Origin of the sequence: Streptomyces sp. TS71-3, from assembly GCF_018327685.1 — a bacterium.
Classification (GTDB): Bacteria; Actinomycetota; Actinomycetes; order Streptomycetales; family Streptomycetaceae; genus Streptomyces.
Genome location: NZ_BNEL01000001.1, coordinates 3,426,582 through 3,441,831, shown reverse-complemented (window position 1 = coordinate 3,441,831; position 15,250 = coordinate 3,426,582). Strand labels below are relative to the sequence as shown.

Sequence of the window (15,250 nt, the reverse complement as noted above, 5' to 3'; positions counted from 1 at the left end):
TCACGGATTTCCCAACGAAGTCCTAAAGGCGGGGGATTCCAGCGGTCGCCCGCTGGGGTTCCTGCTTCACCGACGACCGCCCCGTCCGGGAGGACTCCCGTTGAGGTCTTACACCGTCTCCACAGGCAGACGCCGCCAGCCCGGCGGCCAGAATGTTCTTCGCGGCGTTCACGTCGCGATCGTGCGTGGTGCCGCAGTCGCACGTCCACTCACGGACGTTCAGCGGCATCTTCGCCGCGACCGTGCCGCAGGCCCCGCACAGCTTGCTGGAGGGGAACCAGCGGTCGATCACGACGAGTTCGCGCCCGTACCAGGCGCATTTGTACTCCAGCATGGAGCGCAGTTCCGTCCAGGCCGCGTCCGAGATGGCCCGCGCGAGGCGGCCGTTCTTCAGCAGGTTGCGCACGGTCAGGTCCTCGATCACGACTGTTTGGTTCTCGCAGGCGAGTCGAGTCGACAGCTTGTGCAGGAAGTCGCGGCGCCGGTCGGCGATGCGCGCGTGGGTGCGAGCGAGCTTGCGGCGGGCTTTTTCCCGGTTCGCCGAGCCTTTCGCCTTCCGCGACATTTCCCGCTGCGCACGGGCCAGGCGGGCGCGGTCGCGGCGCTCATGTCGAGGGTTGGTGATCTTCTCCCCGGTGGACAATGTCACCAGGGAGGTGATACCGGCGTCCAGACCGACCGCGCTCGTGGTGGCGGGGGTCGGGGCGATGGTGTCCTCGCACAGCAAGGATACGAACCAGCGTCCCGCCGCGTCGCGGGAAACGGTCGCCGTGGTCGGCACCGTGCCCTCGGGCAGCGGACGCGACCAGCGGATGTCCAGCGGCTCGGTCATCTTCGCCAGCGTCAGTTGCCCGTCGCGCCACGTGAAGGCGCTTCGGGTGTACTCGGCCGACGCACGGGACCTCTTCCGCGACTTGAAGCGCGGGTACTTGGCGCGCTTGGCGAAGAAGTTCGCGAACGCCGTCTGAAGGTGGCGCAGGGCCTGCTGGAGCGGGACGGAGGATACCTCTGTCAGGAAGGCCAGTTCCTCGGTCTTCTTCCACACCGTCAGTGCGGCCGAGGACTGCACGTAGGAGATCCGGCGCTGCTGGCCGTACCAGGCCCGCGTGCGGTCCTCCAGCGCCTTGTTGTAGACGAGGCGGACGCAGCCGAACGTGCGCGACAGCTCGGCTGCCTGCTCATCCGTGGGGTAAAAGCGGTACTTGAAAGCCCGCTTGACCTGCCTCGTCACGCCTCACATCATATCAATTTTCCTGTGAGTATCGGGTGTCGGCCGGTGGATGGTGCACGCCGGTCCGCCCTGGCGGCGAACCGGCTTTCCCTGCCCTGCTCAGGAGCTTCGTTTCCTCTCCCGCCTGAAGGCGGGGGTATCCAGGAAGGAAAGACCGCATGAAGTTCGGCATCCTGTTCCGTCCCCAGGACCCGCCCAACGCCGAGGGCATCGTGCAGCGTTGGCAGGAGATCCTCACGGCCGCCCGCGTGGCCGAGGAGTCCGGGTTCGACGGGCTGTTCGTGCCCGAGCACCACATGATGCCGGACGGCTATCCGCCCTCCCCGTGGGCGGCGCTCGGCGCGCTGGCGGCGATCACCGAGCGGGTCGACATAGGCACCACGATCCACCTGCTCCCCTTCGAGCATCCGGTCCACGTCGCCGAGCACGGCGCGATGGTCGACATCCTGTCCAACGGGCGCCTGCGCCTCGGTGTCGGCCTGGGCAACTTCCCGTCGGAGTTCGAGCTGTTCGGGCTCGACGCGAGGCGCCAGGTGTCGCGGTTCGAGGAGGGCATCGAGATCGTGCAGCGCGCGTGGGCGGGCGAGGAGCTCGACTTCCACGGCAAGCACTTCGACGTCAAGGGCCGTATCACGCCGAAGCCGGTGAGCCCCGAGCTGTGGGTGGGCGCGATGTCCGAACCCGGTGTGCGGCGTGCGGCGCGCTTCGGCGCCCCGTGGCCGACCGATCCGCTGCACAACATCGAGGTCATGCGCTACTGGACGGAGCTGTATCGCGCCGCGGGCGAGGAGTACGGCACCTCGGACAAGCTCGCGGTCAACCTCCTGCGCGATGCCTGGGTGGGCGACTCGCTGGAGGAGGTCGAGCGCGTGTGGTGGCCGCACGTCCGCGCCGACCACTGGTTCTACTTCGAGAAGGTCCCCCGGTGGGTGGCGGAACGGGAGCCGTTCCTTGAGGGCGTGACGAAGGAGGAGGACTTCACGTTCGACCGCCATCGGCGCGACCGCCTGATAGTCGGCAGCCCCGACGACTGCATCGCTTCGGTCCGCGCGTTCCAGGAGGCGATCGACCCCGCGTACCTGATCATGACGTTCCGTATGGCGAACGGGCCCGGCCACGAGGAGGAGCTGGCGTGCATACGCCGGTTCGGACGCGAGGTCATCCCCGCGTTCCGGACCACGGAAGGCTAGGGACCACGGACGGCTAGGGAACACGAACGGCTGGCGACTGCGAGCGGCTGAGGACCACCGACGGCCCGGAGACTTTCGTTCGGGCACGGCTCCGGAATCCGGGGCCGTGCCCGAACGCGTCATGGCGAACGTTGGGTGTGGTTTGCTGCTGGGATGGCCCAGAACATGGAGATCGTCGTATTCGAATCCGCCGAGGCATTCGAGGCATGGCTCGGCGAGAACCACGCCGTCTCGCCCGGCATCTGGCTCAAGCTTCGCAAGAAGAGCCCCGGAATCGTCGCGCTGGACTACCCCCAGGCGCTCGACGTGGCACTCTGCTACGGCTGGATCGACGGCCAGAAGGCCAGGTTCGACGACCAGTGGTGGCTCCAGCGGTTCTCCCCGCGCAAGCCGAACAGCAGGTGGTCCAAGATCAACCGGGACAAGGTCGGCGCCCTCACCGAGCAGGGCCGGATGCGCCCGCCGGGGCAGGCCGAGATCGACCGCGCCAGGGCCGACGGCCGCTGGGACGCGGCCTACGACAGCGCGAGGACGGCCACGGTGCCGGACGACCTCTCGGCGGCCCTGACCGCAGACCCGGCCGCGGCGGCGTTCTTCGAGACGCTGGACGGGCAGAACCGCTACTCGATCCTGTACCGGATACAGGAAGCCAAGAAGGACGAGACCCGGGCGCGCCGGATCGAGAAGTACGTGGCGATGCTGGCGAAGGGCGAGAAGCCGAACCCGTAGACGCGGAGTCGACGACCACGGACACCGCCACCGCCCACCCGAATACCGCAACGCCCCGCACCCGCAGCCGTGCATACTGTGACGGCGAAACCCGGGGCCATACGGAGTTGCCCGGAGATCACCAGGGGCGGGAGTACGTCATTGGCCGAGTCCTCCGCTCTCCAGCGGTTGAATTTCGGGTACGAGGACGCCGAGCGGGACATCGCCGGCGGGCTTCTGCGTGAGAGCTTCATTCGGACCGTGGCCTATGAGGCGACGGTATCCGGAAGGAAAATGCTCATCATCGGAAGAAAGGGGTCCGGAAAGAGCGCGATCTGTATGCAGATCGCGGCGCGGGGGACGCGGGGGACGCAGCCGCGAGGCACGCAGCCGGAGGGCCCCGAAGGCACGATCCTCATCACCCCCGACGACGCGGTGGGCAACGAGCTGCGCCGCTTCGAGCTTCAGGGCCTCACGGGCGACACCGCCAGATCCCTCGTCTGGCGCTACATATGCGCGGTTCACGCCGCCCGCCACCTCGTCACGCACGCCACCAGGGCACCCGGCAGGCTCCGGAACCACAGGACGATCCGGGTGCTGCGGCGCTTCCTGAAGGCCAACGGCGAGCTGTCGAACCAGGACCTCGGCGGCCGGCTCGCGGGGATGGTCCGCGGGCTCCAGACGACGTCGCTCTCCCTCGAAGCGTTCGGGATCAGGACGGGCGTGGAGATGAGCCTCGCACCGTCCGAGGGCGCCCAGGCGATCCGCCAGCTCGAAGTCGTCGAGCAGGGCGTCGCCGACGCCTTCGCCGAACTGGACTGGGCGGACCGGCAGCAGCCGCTGCTCCTGCTGGTCGACCAGCTCGAACAGGTGTGGTCGGCCGAGCCGGACGCCCACTCGATGATCATCGGTCTGCTGCTGGCCGCCAAGCACATCACGGCCCGCTACCGCGGCGCGATGCACTGCCTCGTCTTCCTCCGCTCCGACATCTACGACTCCCTCTCGTTCCCGGACGGCGACAAGTTCCGGGGCGACGAGCTGCGCCTCGGCTGGTCGGACGACTCCCTCATGGAACTGGCGCTCACCAGGGCACGCGCGTCGGTCGGCACCTCGCTGACCTCCGACCAGTTGTGGACCGAGCTGTTTCCCGCCCTGATCGCAGGCGAGCCGACCACGGAGTTCCTGCTGCGGCGCGTGCTCCCGAGGCCCCGCGACGTCATCCAGTACCTCAACCTGTCGCGTGACACCGCCGTGCAGAACGGCCACGACCGGATACGCGAGGCGGACGTGGTCGCGGCGGCCCGGCAGTTCTCGGAGTGGAAGCTCCGGGACCTGTCCCAGGAATACCTGGTTGCCTACCCCTACCTGGAGCGTCTTTTCCCGCTCTTCCAGAACACGGGGTACATCGTCATGCGGAACGTTCTCGCCAGCCGCCTGGAACAGACGGCGACCACGCTGCACAACCAGTTTCCGGCATACGCGCACTCGATCACGCTGCCCGGTGTCGTCGACACCCTCTACTCGGTCGGTTTCATAGGCGTCCGGCGCGGTAACGACGTGGTCTACGCGGGAGGCCCCGACCTGGCCGTGCAGCCGTACGAGTCGGAGTTCCACGTCCACCCGTGCTTCCGGGAGGCGCTGGGCGCGACGAGCGCGGTGGACATCCACGCGTACACCCCTCTGGTCCTGGGCGCGATCGAGGCGAGGGTCGCCGGGGGATACGTCCTCAACTCCACGTTCAGGTCGCCCGGCGCCGGCCGTGAGCACCGCCTGCTCCAGGACCTGTCGCGCTCCTGCCGGACGATCCTCGACCGTATCGGCCGCGCGGTGGACATCCCCGGTCAGACGCGGCAGGAGATCACCACCCAGGTGAGCCGGATCGTGCGCGACGCGCGGAAGGCGTCGGACGCCCTGGACGAAGGCCGCGAGATCAACGTCGGTGACCACGTCATCGCGGCCGCGACCTATCTCGGAGCCCTGGCGGCGCAGATCAGGGCGAGCGGATTGCACGGCATGGCCGGCGCGGACAGCGTGAGCGCCGGGATCGCGGACGAGGCGCGGCGGCTGACGGCCGCCGCCGGAGGGTCTTCGGGGGGCTCCGGTGCCAGTAGCTGAACGGCCGGCGGCGGGAGAGGCGGGGACCTGGCGCATCGGCGACCGCATCGCCGACACGTACGAGGTGCGTGCCGTCCTGGGCGAGGGCGGCATGGGTGTCGTCTACCGGGTCAGGCACCTGGGCTGGGACACCGACCTCGCCGTCAAGTCGCCGCTCGGGCCCAGGATGCGCGACGGCGCCGCCCGCGAGCGGTTCATCCGGGAGGCCGAGACGTGGGTGGGGTTCGGCCCGCACCCGCACGTGTGCACCTGCCACTACCTGCGCACGCTGGACGGGGTCCCCCGGATCTTCGTCGAGTACCTGGACGCGGGAAGCCTGGCGCACTGGATCGCCGACGGCCGCCTCTACCTGGGCGCGCCCCGGGAGGTGATGGCCCGCGTGCTGGACATCGCGATCCAGACCGCCTGGGGCCTGATCCACGCCCATGACCAGGGCGTGGTCCACCAGGACGTCAAGCCCGCCAACATCCTGCTCGACAGCGCGGGGAGCGTGAAGATCACCGACTTCGGGCTGGCGCGCGCCCAGGCGCCCGTCGTCCCCGATGCCGCGAGCGGAACGTACGACGAGATCCCGGCGGACGGTGACCACACCCTGAGGGTGTCCTACGGAGGCATGACGCGGGCGTACGCCTCCCCCGAGCAGTACACGCGCTCCGCGGTGGGCCGGCGCAGCGACGTGTGGAGCTTCGCCGTGAGCCTCCTCGAAATGATCGTGGGCGGCATCACCTGGGGCGCGGGGCCCGCCGCGGGCGCCGTGCTCGCCGCGCTCCGCGCCGACGGGTTCCGCACCAGGGCGGCAGGGGTCGAGGTGTCGGCGGCCCTGGACGACCTGCTGGCACGGTGCCTTCGCACCGACCCCGCGACACGACCCGACATGGCCCAGGTCGTCGGCGAGCTGACCGCCCTGTACACCGCCATCGCCGACGACCCCTACCCGCGGTCGTTGCCGCACCCAGGCGAACTGCGTGCCGACGAGCTGAACAACCGGGCCCTCTCGCTCCTGGACCTCGACCGGGGCGACGAGGCGGTGGTCCTCCTCCAGGAGGCCGCCGTCGCCGACCCGCAGCACCCCGAGGTGGCCTACAACCACGGGCTGCTCCAGTGGCGCTCCGGCGCCAGGACCGACGAGGAGTTGCTCAACGAGCTTCAGGCCGTGGGCGAGAACAGCGGCGCCCCCAGCCGCGTCCGTCCCCTGCTCGCCCGCGTCCACCTCGAACGCGGCGACGCCGAGTCCGCCGCCGCGCTGATCGAGGGGCCCGGGGAGTCCCGGCCTCCGTCGAAGACGCCGGAGATATCGGAGATATCGGAGATAGAGGACCTTCGACGGGGGCTCGCCACGGTGCGCGGGTCCGGCGGGCGCGCCAGTGGTCCCATCGGCCAGAGCGACGCCACCGGCCACGGTGACCTCATCGGCCACATCGAGACCGGCAGTCCGGTGGAACTGACCGCGGACAGCCGTCATGCCTGGTGGCACAGCCGTGATCCCGAGGCTGCGGACGGCGGGCAGAACCCCGTGACGGTCTGGGAGCTCCCCACCGGCAGAGAGCTGTGCACGCTCGCGGGCCATGGCGAAACCGTCTACGGCGTCGCCCTGACCCCGGACGGGCGCCAGGCACTGACCGCGAGCGGCGACGGGACGGTCCGCGTCTGGGACGTGCCGACCGGACGCTGTGTCCGTGTCCTCAAGGGCCACGTCATGAACGAGCGCAGGAACAACGAATCCGTCTTCTCGGTCTGCCCCGTCCCCGGCCGCCGCACCGTGCTGTCCTCCGCGGCGGACGACACCGTACGCGAGTGGGACCTGGAAACCGGTGCCTGCCTGCGGGTGATCGCGATCGACTACGACGACGCGCCGGCGCTCCCGGACGACTACGTTCCCTTCGGCTTCGCCGGGGCCGCCGGGGCCGAGCTGTGCGTCACCGCCGACCGCCGCCTCATCCTGTGCTCACGCGGCGGGCTGATCTGGGTCTGGGACTACGCGACCGGGCGCGTCCGCCACGTCCTGGCCGGCCACACCAACAGCGTGACGTCGCTCTGCACGACCCCGGACGGACGCTACTCCCTGTCGGGGAGCATCGACACCACGGTGCGCGTGTGGGACCTGGCCACCGGCCGCCAGGTCCGGGCCCCGCTCGCCCACGGCAGCTCGCTGAGCTCCGTGTACGCGACAGCCGACGGGGAGCACGCGATCACCCGTGACCACGCGGCCCGGGTGTGGGAGCTGGCCACGGGGCGGTGCGTCCGCACCATCGCAGCGAGGTCGGCGGGGCTGGAGCCCGGCGGCCGTCGGGTCCTGCACATCTCCGCGTCCGGGGATGTGCACGGCACGGAATGGCGCGCCGCCGTCCCCGCCTCGTTCCAGGTCTCGCGCCCCCGCTCCTCCGGGGACCTCCTGGAAGCGCAGGCGGAGGTGGCCCTCCTCGTCGAACGGGCGCTCGACGCGAAGGCCGAAGGCGACATCCCCAGCGCCCTCTCCCTTCTCCGGGAAGCCCGGCAGAAGCCCGGATACGAGCGCGCCTCGCACGTCGTCGACGCCTGGCACCAGCTCTACGACCACTGTGCGCGCACCGGCCTGCGGACGGTCCGTCCCACGGCGGTGTTCACGGGCTTCCTGGAATCCGTGGACGCGGTGGGACTCACCACTGACGGCGCGTACGCCGTGTCCAGCAGCCACGACGGGAAAGTGCAGCTCTGGGACCTCTCAAGCCGGCGCCCGGTCAGGGAGTTGAACAGTGAACCGACCGTCATCCGGTCGCTCTGCCTCACACCCGACGGCTCGCACATGGTGGCCTCACTTTTCAAGATCATCTGCGTGTGGGACACCCGATCCTGGGAGCTTCGCCACACGTGGGAGCAGCCGGCCAGTATCGAGCTGATCCACGCGATGCCGGACGGTCAGCGCGTGGTCTCCAGCGACCGCGATCGAAACGTGCGGGTGTGGAATCTGGTCACGGGCCAGTGCGAGATCACCTTCTCCATCTCCTACGGCGCGGGGAACTTCCCCTCGGGGAGCGTCCTGTGCCTGACCGCCGACGGGCGGCATGTCGTGACCACGCACAACGACGGTGCCCTCCTGCTCTGGGACCTGTCGACCGGATCGTGCGCACGCGTCCTCAACAGCGGTTCGGGCTCCGTCAGGCTGGGTTGCGCCACCGGCGACGGCCGCTATCTCGTGACCGCCGACCACGACGGCCCTCTCCGCGTCTGGGATCTGCTCACCGGCGCGTGCACGCGCACGCTCACCGGGCACACCGACGACGTCTATGCGCTGACCATCACCGGCGACGACCGCCATGCGCTGTCCGCCGGCGCGGACGGAGCCGTCCGCGTCTGGGACCTGTCGACCGGCCGCTGCTTGCGCACGCTCACCGGGCACACCAACTCGGTCTGGGCACTGAGCCTCACCCCGGACGGGAACCGCGCCGTGTCCGGCGCCACCGACGCCACCATGCGGGTCTGGGAACTCGACTGGGACCTCGCCGCGCGGGATCCGGAGTCCTGGATGAGCGAGATCGAGCCCTATCTTGAGGTCTTCCTCGCCCGATGCGCCGAGCAGCGGAACGCGACGCTGCCGGGCGGTCCCGGCCGGCCTTCCCGGTCCCAGGAGGCCGGACGCCGGGAGCGGACCGGCCGCTCGGAGAAGACCGGCCGGGCGGAGAGGACCGGCCGGGCGGAGAAGACCGGCCGGGCGGAGAGGACCGGCCGGGCGGAGAAGACTGCCCCAGCGGAGGACGCCGGCGAGGTCTGGACCGATCGGGACGTCGAACTCCTGTGGCGCAAGCTGACCGCCTTGGGGTACGGCGGCCTGCGTGAGGAGAGCGTCCGCAGTGAGCTTCGGCGTCTGGCGCGGGCCGCCCGCACCGCGGATCCCCGGCAGCTCAGGCCGGGCGACGCGAAGCCCTATCAGGCGGTGGTCCTCTCCAGCCTGGCGAGGGAACACGCCGCGGCCGGGAGGATCGAGGCAGCGGTCGAGGCCGGTGAACGGGCCCTGGGAATCCGGCGGCACATCACCGACGTCACCCCGGAGGCGGGCCGCCACGAGCTGATCGCAGCTCTCCAACGACACGCCTACTGGCTGGGAGAGCTGCGACGGCTGGACGACGCCGTCGAGGTCAACGAAGAGGCCATCCGGCACTGCCGAAACGTCGCGGATCCCTACCGGGCAGCACGCCTCTCCCCGCTCATGCACAACCATTACCTGTTCCTCCGCCGGGCAAAGCGACGGGACGAGACCGAGAAGTGGTTCCGGACGATGCACAGCGAGTTCGCCGCGAGCACCCATGCGACGTATCTCCCGGGACTGGAGTACCCCCTCGAACCGGTGAACCCCGCTCGCCTCCAGCAGGACATGGCCTCCGTCCGGGACCTGCTCTCCCAGTACGAGAACATGGCTCCCGACAATCAGCACCGGCTCCCCGGCCTCGTCGTCTCCCTCTCTGCCCTGACCCGATTGCTCGCCCACGCAGGGGAAGCCCTGGACGCGCGGGCCTCCTTCTACCAGCTCGTCGGGAACTGGAGGCGGTGGCTGAAGCGGACTCCGAACGATCAGAGCATTCCGCTGGCCATCGGAACCGAGGTGCTGGAGGTCTCGGAACTGGTGGGAGCCACAATCCTCAGAAAGAGCATCCGGCGCTCCCTGAGGCTTCCTTAGGGGTCCTGACTCCTGACGTGGCCGGCGGGCCTGACCTGGTCAGGTTGGTGCCGTGCACGAGACCGCCGGGTGGCGGGAGGTGGGAGGAGGGACGCGGTCAGCGGCGTCATCGCACGCGAAAACCCCGGCGACATCGGCGACCGTCCCAGGGACACTGGTCGCCCATGGATGAGGTCAATGTCGTCGTCGCCCATTCCGAGCGTGCGACCCTGCGCGTCGGCGACGTGTTCTTGAAGGTGGACGCCGATCAGGCGCGCATCGACGTCGAGGTCGAGGCGATGGCCCTGGTGCCGGTCCCGACTCCGGAGGTCCTGTGGCGCAAGCCGCCCGTGCTCGCGATCGCCGCCGTCCCGGGGACGGCGCTCGGCCGTCTCGGTGAGCCGTCGACCGCGTCTCCGTCGGCGTGGGCCGCGGCGGGCGCCGCCATCCGGCGGTTGCACGAGGCGCCGTTGCCGCCCTGGACCGGCCGGCGCCGCCGGGGTCCCGACGAGCTGGCGGCGGAACTCGACCGCGAGTGCGAGCTGCTCGTGACAAAGGGTGTCCTGCCCGCCGGCCTGGTCACCCGCAACCGCCAGGTCGCCGAGGCCGCGATCCGGCCGTGGACTCCGGCGTTCACGCACGGCGACCTTCAGGCCGAGCACGTTTTCATGGACGGCGACGAGGTCACCGGCATCATCGACTGGTCCGAGGCGGGCCCGGGTGACGCCCTGTTCGACCTCGCCACCCTGACCCTCGGACACGAGGAAAACCTCGATGACGTCATCGCCGGTTACGGCACCGACGTCGACCGCGCCGTGATCCGCGCGTGGTGGTCGTTGCGAAGCCTGCTGGGGGTTCGCTGGCTGGTCGACCACGGCTTCGACCCGTCCGCACCGGGCTGCGAGGTCGACGTGCTGAAATCCCGGATGTGAGGCTGCGGGCACGTACACGACCAGGCCGAAACCCCTGGACTTCAGGCCAGGGAGCCATCAATGTGACCGCATGACGACCGATGCGGCCTCGCCGAACCGCGCTTCGTTGCCCAGGATCGAGTTCGCCTTCCCCGGCGCCCTGCGCGACCAGCTCGTCGCAGCGATCCTCGACGGTTCCAAGACCTCCACGACAGGGCTCCTCCTCGCCTACGAGCATGAGGGGGAAGCCCTGCCGGAAGTCGGGAGCCGTTCGGTGGTCATCGACTCGGACGACCGACCTGTCGCCGTCATCGAGGTGACCGGCGTGCGCGTGGTCCCGCTGGCGCAGGTGGATCTCCCTCATGTGGTGGACGAGGGGGAAGGAGACACCAGCGTGGCCGAGTGGCGGGCCGGCCACGAGCGGTTCTGGCACAGCGACGAGATGCGAGCGGAGTTGGACGACCCCGAGTTCACCGTGGACGATGCCACGCCGGCTGTTCTGCAACGATTCCGCCTCGTCACCGACCTTCGCGCCGGCGACTAGCAGTCCGACTGTCGCGCACCACGTCATTGGGGCTTGTCGACCATCAGGGTTTCGCCCCGCCGGTGAGCAGCGCGACCGGGCCGGAGTACCTGGGCGCCTGGGCAGGCCGGACGGCGATGGTCCCCGGGCGGGAGAAGTGGGCGGGGTCCGCGGGGTCGTCCCGGACGCGTTTCGCTGGGGGTGTTCGCGCACGGCTCTTCTGCGTTCGTCTGCTTGTCGACCGTCGTCGTCTCGTCGGCTCGTCGGCTCAGTCGTGTTCGGGCCGCACCGGGCCCGTCCACGGCCGTTGGTCGCGCCGATCACCTGTCCCTCGATCTTGGCTTTTCCGGGGGCCCTGGGCCATGAGGTGCACCGCACACCTGGGGTGAGGAAAACCCCACCCTTGCCCAGACCCTCCCGGCCCGTCCCGGGTCCCGGGCGCCTGGGCTCGGCGGCTCGCCGCGGGGGCGGGGCGGGGGCGGTGGGTCACGATTCGTCCGTCGTGGCTCGTCGTGCAGTTCCCCGCGCCCCTGACGGAGCACGGCCACCCCAACACCTCACCTACCGGATCCCGGCAACCCGCCGCGGAACAACCGGCCGGTGGATCGCCACCCCTCGTACTGGATGTACTCGGGCTTACGCCCGGCGCGGCGAGTGGGGGGACCTCCCACGCCCGTCAGGCAGTGGGGAGTGCATGACGCCGCGCGGCAGACGGGTGTTTGACGACAGGGCCTGGCGGCGTCAGTCGCCGCCGGCGATGAAGTCGGCTATCGCGGCGGCGACGGCTTCGGGCTGCTCATCGGGGATGAAGTGCCCGGCGCCCGGCACGATGACTCCGGTGGTGTTGTCGGCCCACGGGCTGATGGAGGCCGCCATGTCCGGGATGGAGCCGTGGCTGCTGGATATTCCGAGGATGGGCACGGTCAGATGCCGCCCGCTGAGCGCCTGGTGGTTCCTGCGCGCCGACTCGGCGGCGTCTCGGTAGTAGGCAAGGGAGGCGCGGAGGCCGCCGTCGGCGGCGAGGGCCGCTGCGTAGTGGTCGAGGTCCGCGTCCTCGAACGTGCCGGGAGCGAGAGCCTTCGCCTTCAGGAACCAGCCGACGTACTCCCGTTCGCGGCCGGCGAGCAGGGTCTCGGGCAGGTCGGGCACGAGGTGGAACGCGAAATGCCAGGTCTTCCACGCACGGGCCGGGTCGGTGGGAATCGCTTCCGGGAGGGTGATGCCGGGGATTCCGGCGTCGAGCAGAGCGACCCCGCGCAGTCGCCTTTCGCAGGTGAGGGCGAGGGAGAAGGCCACCCAGGCGCCGATGTCGTGGGCGGCCAGCCAGTAGGCCGGCACTCCGAGTGACTTCACGGCGGCGTGGACGTGGGCGGCGACCGTGTGGGTGTCGTAGCTGCGCTCCGGGCGCTCGGAGTGGCCCTGGCCCGGCAGGTCGATCGCGATGACGCGGAACCGGCCGGCGAGGCTGGGCATGACCTTTCGCCAGGCCCGCCAGGTTTGCGGGAACCCGGCGAGCAGGACGACAGCCGGGCCGGCCGGTCGGCCGCCTTCCACGGCGTGAAGGCGGATGCCGTCCGCGTCGACCCAGCGATGGGTGAATCCGGCCAGGTCGTGCAGGGGCAGGTCGCGGACGGGGTTGCTTTCGGAGACGGTCATGGGAGCCACCATCGGTGTTGGGGTGTGCGGGTCCGGCGGTTCGCCCGAGGGCCAGTCCCGCAGGTGCGATGCAGGTGACTACGGCGGCGGGCGGGTTGCGTGGTGCGCCTGCCGCGCTGTCTGTTCGCGCCGGGGGACGCCCGGTCGCGATCATGCCCGAAGGCTAGCACATCTTGAACCAATCAGTTCAAGATAGGATGGGCAGCATCCGCAACACCGACACACCCGCAGGGAAGTGCCACGTGGCAGGCAGGAAGCAGTTCGACATGGACACGGCGCTCGACGCCGCGATGATCCAGTTCTGGCGCGCCGGCTACGCCGACACCTCGGTCGACGACCTGTCCCGGGCAACCGGCCTGAATCGCAGCTCGATCTACTCCTCGCTCGGCGACAAGGACACGCTGTTCCTGCGCTGCCTGGATCGCTACGCCGTGCGCTACGGCGGCAAGTACGAAGCCGCCCTCTCGTGTGCGGCTTCCGAACCCCTTGCAGCCGTCCGCGCGTTCTTCGACGTCACCCTTGAACGCATCGCCGATCCCGAACTGCCCGATGGATGCCTGATCGCCCAGTCGGCCATGGCGATTCCGGTGCTGAGCCCTGCTGTCGCGGCGCAGACCAGGCAGGCGCTCGGCTTCCAGCGGCTGCGCCTGCGCGCCGCGCTGAAGGCCGGCCGCATGACCGACCAGGACGCCGAGGCCTTCGCTGTACACGCGGCGGCCGTGAACCAGTCCCTCGCTGTCATGAGCAGAGCCGGGACCAGCCCGGCACAGCTGATGGCCGTGGTGGACGTGACCGTTGACGCGCTCTCGCAGGCGTTGCGCGCGTGCAACTAGGCCGCTTCGAAAAGGCACCCGCGGAGCCCCTGTTACGGGACGGCGTCGGCGGGAGAGTGCAGCCCGTGGCGTGATGCGGCCTCCAGTACGGATGTCGGCGACCGGACCGACACCTGGATCCCGCAGGCCTCGTGCCGCAGAGGGGCGGCATGAAACCTTGCCGATGACGAGTGGCATGCCCTGCTCGTCGTCCGCTACGAAGCGAGCCCTCACACCGCCGCCCTCCCCCCTCGGCGAATGGCTACGCCCCGTCCCACGCACCTCTCGAACACGCCCCAACGGGGCACGCCCCCTACGACCCCCGCCCCACCGCCCCCGTGCTCCCCCGCGGGATCAACCGTGCCGCCCTGTCCTCGTACGCCGGGGCCCGGCCCGTGGCCGCGTGCGCCGTCGTCTCGCCGTGCGCTATCAGGTCGAGCAGGGTGCGGGCGGCCAGTGCGCCGTACGCGGGGATGTCGCGGCCGAGTGCCGTGAGCGGGGGGCGGACCACGCGGGAGAGCTGGGAGTCGTCCCAGGCGACGAGGGAGAGGTTCCGGGGGACGTCGAGGCCCATTTCCTGGGCGACGGAGAGGCCCGCGACGGCCATGATGTCGTTGTCGTAGATCACCGCCGTGGGCCGGCGCGGGCCGCTGATCAGGCGGCGGGTGGCGTGGGCGCCCTCCTCGCCGGTGTAGTCGGTGTGGATCACCAGGGGCTCGTCCAGGCCCAGTTCGCCGCAGAGCGCGCGGTAGGCGGCGTCCCGCAGGCGGGTGTGCACGAGGTCGGGCAGGCCGGCGACCCGGGCCACGGAGCGGTGGCCGAGCGCCGCCAGGTAGGTGACCGTCTCGCGGACCGCGGCCGCGTCGTCGGACCAGACCGCGGGCAGCGGCCCCGCCGCCCCGGGGTGGCCGATGACGACCGCCGGCATGCCCAGTTCGGCGACCCCGGGGATCCGCGGGTCGGCGTGCCGCAGGTCCACGAGGAAGGCGCCGTCCACCCGGCGCTCGCCCCACCACCTGCGGTACAGCTCCAGTTCTTGGCCGGGGTCGGGCACGACCTGGAGCAGCAGCGCGCAGCCCCGCGCCGCGAGTTCGCTCTCGACGCCGCTGATCAGCTCCATGAAGAACGGTTCGACGCCGAGCATGTGCGCCGAGCGGCACAGGGCGAGGCCGACGGTGTCCACGCGCGCGTGGGTGAGCGCCCGAGCCGCGCTGTTGGGCTGCCAGCCGATCTCCTCGGCGATCGCCTTGATGGTGGCGCGGGTGGCCGGCGAGACCCCCGGGCGATCGTTGAGCGCGTACGACACCGCGCCCTTGGACACGCCTGCGCGGCGCGCGATGTCCGCGATCGTCGGGCGCTGCTTGGCCATGCGACCTCACTTAAGGGCGTGACTTAACCGGTTCGTTATCCTGGCCGTCATCTTAGCCACGTCGCTTCCTCCCCCCGAGTCCTCCCATGTCCCGCCGTTCTCCCC

10 protein-coding genes are annotated in these 15,250 nt (G+C 70.4%); 7 read left to right on the top strand and 3 right to left on the bottom strand.

Annotated elements, in window-relative coordinates; translation table 11 throughout:
- Nucleotides 1-22: 22 nt before the first annotated feature.
- Nucleotides 23-1,231 (bottom strand): RNA-guided endonuclease TnpB family protein, encoded by a 1,209-nt coding sequence (locus Sm713_RS13945; RefSeq protein ID WP_212909947.1) that lies wholly within the window; start codon nt 1,229-1,231, stop codon nt 23-25.
- Between the two features lie 158 nt (nt 1,232-1,389).
- On the opposite strand from Sm713_RS13945, the gene Sm713_RS13940 reads away from it, so the two are divergent.
- The 6 genes from Sm713_RS13940 to Sm713_RS13915 all read left to right on the top strand — a co-directional run bounded on the left by Sm713_RS13940 (nt 1,390) and on the right by Sm713_RS13915 (nt 11,329).
- Entirely contained in the window at nt 1,390-2,421 is a 1,032-nt protein-coding gene (locus tag Sm713_RS13940) for an LLM class flavin-dependent oxidoreductase (protein WP_212909946.1), read from the top strand.
- A gap of 153 nt (nt 2,422-2,574) precedes the next feature.
- The gene (locus Sm713_RS13935) at nt 2,575-3,150 is read left to right on the top strand and encodes a YdeI family protein (RefSeq protein WP_249416284.1); all 576 of its coding nucleotides are present in this window, start codon (nt 2,575-2,577) and stop codon (nt 3,148-3,150) included.
- 78 nt (nt 3,151-3,228) lie between these two features.
- Nucleotides 3,229-5,244, top strand: coding sequence for a P-loop ATPase, Sll1717 family (locus tag Sm713_RS13930; protein ID WP_374195982.1), 2,016 nt, complete (start codon nt 3,229-3,231; stop codon nt 5,242-5,244).
- Nucleotides 5,231-9,895 (top strand): serine/threonine-protein kinase, encoded by a 4,665-nt coding sequence (locus Sm713_RS13925; RefSeq protein WP_212909944.1) that lies wholly within the window; start codon nt 5,231-5,233, stop codon nt 9,893-9,895. Before Sm713_RS13930 ends, Sm713_RS13925 begins: the two co-directional genes overlap by 14 nt.
- Nucleotides 9,896-10,059: 164 nt before the next feature.
- Complete coding sequence (locus tag Sm713_RS13920) at nt 10,060-10,806, top strand: phosphotransferase family protein (RefSeq protein ID WP_212909943.1); 747 nt, start codon at nt 10,060-10,062, stop codon at nt 10,804-10,806.
- A gap of 70 nt (nt 10,807-10,876) precedes the next feature.
- Nucleotides 10,877-11,329, top strand: a complete 453-nt coding sequence (locus tag Sm713_RS13915; RefSeq protein WP_212909942.1) for an ASCH domain-containing protein — start codon at nt 10,877-10,879, stop codon at nt 11,327-11,329.
- A gap of 720 nt (nt 11,330-12,049) precedes the next feature.
- On the opposite strand, the gene Sm713_RS13910 is transcribed toward Sm713_RS13915, so the two are convergent.
- Entirely contained in the window at nt 12,050-12,964 is a 915-nt protein-coding gene (locus Sm713_RS13910) for an alpha/beta fold hydrolase (RefSeq protein ID WP_249416282.1), read from the bottom strand.
- 242 nt (nt 12,965-13,206) lie between these two features.
- Here Sm713_RS13910 and Sm713_RS13905 point away from each other — a divergent pair, with 242 nt between their 5' ends.
- Entirely contained in the window at nt 13,207-13,797 is a 591-nt protein-coding gene (locus Sm713_RS13905) for a TetR/AcrR family transcriptional regulator (RefSeq protein WP_212909940.1), read from the top strand.
- A gap of 292 nt (nt 13,798-14,089) precedes the next feature.
- On the opposite strand, the gene Sm713_RS13900 is transcribed toward Sm713_RS13905, so the two are convergent.
- Nucleotides 14,090-15,145, bottom strand: a complete 1,056-nt coding sequence (locus Sm713_RS13900) for a LacI family DNA-binding transcriptional regulator (RefSeq protein ID WP_212909939.1) — start codon at nt 15,143-15,145, stop codon at nt 14,090-14,092.
- Nucleotides 15,146-15,250: the final 105 nt, after the last annotated feature.